The organism is Deltaproteobacteria bacterium, from assembly GCA_013151235.1.
GTDB lineage: Bacteria > CG2-30-53-67 > CG2-30-53-67 > CG2-30-53-67 > CG2-30-53-67 > JAADIO01.
Map to the genome: position 1 here is coordinate 1 of JAADIO010000008.1, position 3,543 is coordinate 3,543.

The following is a 3,543-nucleotide window of genomic DNA, read 5'->3' on the forward strand; positions in this document are numbered from 1 at the left end:
CGGGATTCCAGGCATAGATCTCCGTTTTGCCCGCCGTTTCGCCCTGACTGACTCTCGGCGGCTGGGTCTGTTGGACGAGGCGGTTGAGGGCGTCGTAAGAAAATGTGGTGGCGTTGCCGTCAGCGTCGGTGATGGAGGTGAGATTGCCTGCGGCGTCGTAGCCGTAGTCGGTTTCATACTTCGGAATGCTGTTGGCGTCATCGGCGATGTATTGGGTGACCATGGTCAGGCGGCCGAGTTTGTCGTAGCCCCGCTCGGTGACGTTGCCTTCGGGGTCGGTGATGCGGGAAGGCTCGCTTCCCTGTGAGCCGCTGCAACCGCACCCCGTAGGGGCCTCGTAGCCGTACGTGGTTGCGGGGTTGTCGGTATCGTCGAGGGGGGTGTTGTCGGGATAGATCTCCTTGATCTTGCGGTTGCGGTTGTCGTATTCGTATTTCACGGGGTTCCCGGCAAGGGTCACGACGGGCAGTCCCGTGGCCGGGTCGTAGGTCGGGTTGCCGTTGCCGTCGAATACGGCCTGGCCGTTTTCCCGGTAGACGAGGTTTCCTCGATGGTCATACCCCATGAGGGTGACCAGACCGTCATGGTCCATGGTGGAGGTAATGCGACCCTTGAAGTCGTAGGTCAGCCGGGTGACATGATTCTCCGGGTCGGTGATCTTGGTGACCCGGCCTGCCGTGTCGTAGTCGTAGGTGGTTACGGAGTCCCCCTGAGCGGTCTTCACAGTCATGATCGTCCGGTGGTCATGAAGATCATAACCGTATTCGGTCCGGACTCCTTCGGCGTCGATCGTTGCGGTCAGCCGGTCCAGTGTATCGTATTCAAAGGTGGTGATCCTGCCGCCGGGCTCGGTGACGCGGACGAGGTTGCCGAGGGCATCGTAGTCGTTGTCCTTGACGATGAAATCATCGGTCCCGTCGTTTGGGTCGGCCTCATTGGTGACGGTGTCCACTTCTCCGTCGGGGGTATAGGTATAGCGGGTGATATGACCCAGGGCGTCGGTGACGGTTTCGAGCTTGCCATCGGTGTAATAGGTGTAGAAAGTGGTATCACCCAGGGGATCCGTCTCTGAGCGGAGCCAACCTTCGTCGGTGTAGGTGTAGTAGGTCTTGTTCCCTTCCGGGTCGGTCTTGACGGTCACATGCCGGAATTCGTCCAGGGTCTCGATGGTCTGGTAACCCGCTTCGTTGAGGGTGGTGCGGGTCTTTGGGACCTTGAGGCCGGCACGATTGTTATAGGTATAGACGATCCGCTTCACCGGAACGCCGTTTCGGCTGTCGGAGAGGACCCGTCCCGTTTCGTCATAGGTGATCTCCCGGATGTTGCCGTCCGAATCGCTGGTGTAGGAACTGCCGTTCTTCCAGTCGTAGTAGAAGTTCTTTACGTACAGATCCGGATCAGTGATAGACGCCACCACGTTATTTTCATTATAAGTGATCGTATAGGTATAACCGCCGGGTACGGTCTTCTGCTGCAGTCCGTGCTCGGCGCTGTAATCACCGAATGTGTACAGGGTGATCGGGTTCGATGGATCTCTCTGATCGATAATCTTCCACAAATCACCGGACGGCATGTATTGATATTCAAATGACCGGCCGTAGAGATCGGTGACCCCGGTGATATGGCCGTTGGCGTCCGTGGTAAAGGTCAGAACCTCACGCCCATCCTCGTCCGTGATGGAGGCCGGGAAACCATTTGTGTCGTAATTGACCGACCGCTCCCGCCCCTGACGGTTACGTACCACCACGAGCTTGCCCTGGGGATTGAAGAGACGGGTCTCTCCTCCCCGCTTTTCGATTTCATAACCCGTGGCTGTTTTCCGGGCTATGAGTCCGAGATCGTTTCGCGGAAGGAAGTTGCCGTCCGATCCCACGTCGAAGGTGATGGTCCGGTGTTCCAGGTTGTAAATGAGCTTCCCCGTTGTTGCATCGAGATCGACCCACTGGAACCAGTCGGAGAACCAGTTGTATCCGAAGGGGCCGTTGACGGCCGTCCCGAATTTCCAGGTGCCTCCGGCGTCCATGTCCTGAACGAGCCGATTGGAGCGGTAGGTGAGTCCGAGGCCGATCTCATCGCCGCTCGATGTCTTGACCCGGAGTTCTTCCTTCACGTCAAAGGTGTACGCCCCGGAGGTCATGTAGACGACGGAACCCGTGCATTCCCCACTGCCGGGGGTCCCCTTGGTGCCCGTATCGCTTCCTCCCGGAGGCGGAGGCAAAGCACATTGACTGGTGCCCGTGATGGAATGGGTTTCGCTGCAGCCGTTACAGGTTTGATGACCCTGGACTCTCCCACCACTCCCCTGAATACGCCTGCTCGTACCGCCGCCGCCTCCACCGCCCACGCTTATACCGCCGTTACATCCGCCGGTTCCCACCGAAAAGCCCGCCGATCCGGCGCCGGTCCTTTCGTTCGTCGATCCGGGACAGATAACATATTTATAGGAGATCGAACCGCCGGTGGTGCAGCCCCCGCCTCCCCCGTAACCGGTGATTTCGGAGAGCAAAGGATCGTCATCGGCGGAGAGGGCGGCTAAAGTTTGCAGTTCCGTAGAAGGTGTGTCCGAAAGCCATGTGATCTTGAAAGGCAGGGTATAGCTCTCCATGGCCTCCAACCGATCGGGCAGGGTCCCCAGGATCTCGAAGGACATGTTCTGCAGGGAAGGCGGCGGGGTTAAGGTCACGTCCTCCGCCGCAATGAGACCGTGGTTCGTCACCTTGTATTCACCGTAGAAGACCTGGTCCTTCTCCAGCCGCGGCAGATTGACAAAGGAGGGTTCCACGACCACAACGGGCGCAGGGACATCGGCCACAAAGGTGGTGTTGATCTTGATCTCATAGCGGTCTTCAATCACGATGGGGACGACCTCCCATTCAATCGTGACGAAGACATTCTCGATAATCACCTCGACCGGCGTGGTGTCGCCGGGCCGAACCTCGAAAGAGCCCATCCAGGAATTGTGTCCCGGCGCGGTGACGGTGTAGTTGTAACGGCCGGTGGGAAGATCCGTAAAAGTTACTGATCCGTTGACGTCGGTCTTGGCATCGGAAAGGAGGGTAAGGACGCTGCTGTTCTGGACGGTCACCGTTGCCCCCTCGACATTATCATAGAGACTGTCGGTGACGGAGAACTGGACGTTGCCTGTTGTCGATGAGGTGACGGTCGCCTGAATATAGTAGGTGTAGGGGGGATGGTTGTCCGCCGTGACGGTAAAGAAATCGGTATAGATCCCTTCCGCCGTCCCCTCGGGAGGCGAAACAACGATCCCAAGGTTGAAGGAAGCACCCGGAGCTACATTTCCGATCAATCGACTCCGGTCGAAGCCGATCCAGGGAATGGTGAGCCCCTGGATTTGCGCATTTTGCAGGGTCTGGTAGCCTTCGTTGATGAAGGTCACCGACCGAACGACATGTTCACCGGGATGGACATAGGCATCGGTAAAGGAGGGAGAGGACGAAAGATAGGGCTGGGCGTTGTAAAGAAGCAATTCAATCTGCATGGAGGCCTGTGCGCCTTGATCGGTGGTCGCCGTGACCGTGACCA

General features: G+C 58.1%; 1 protein-coding gene. It reads right to left on the reverse strand.

The window, feature by feature from the left end; genetic code table 11:
• Positions 1-3,543, reverse strand: a 3,543-nt coding sequence (locus tag GXP58_01845) for a hypothetical protein (protein ID NOY52344.1), incomplete at both ends; no start/stop codon positions are given.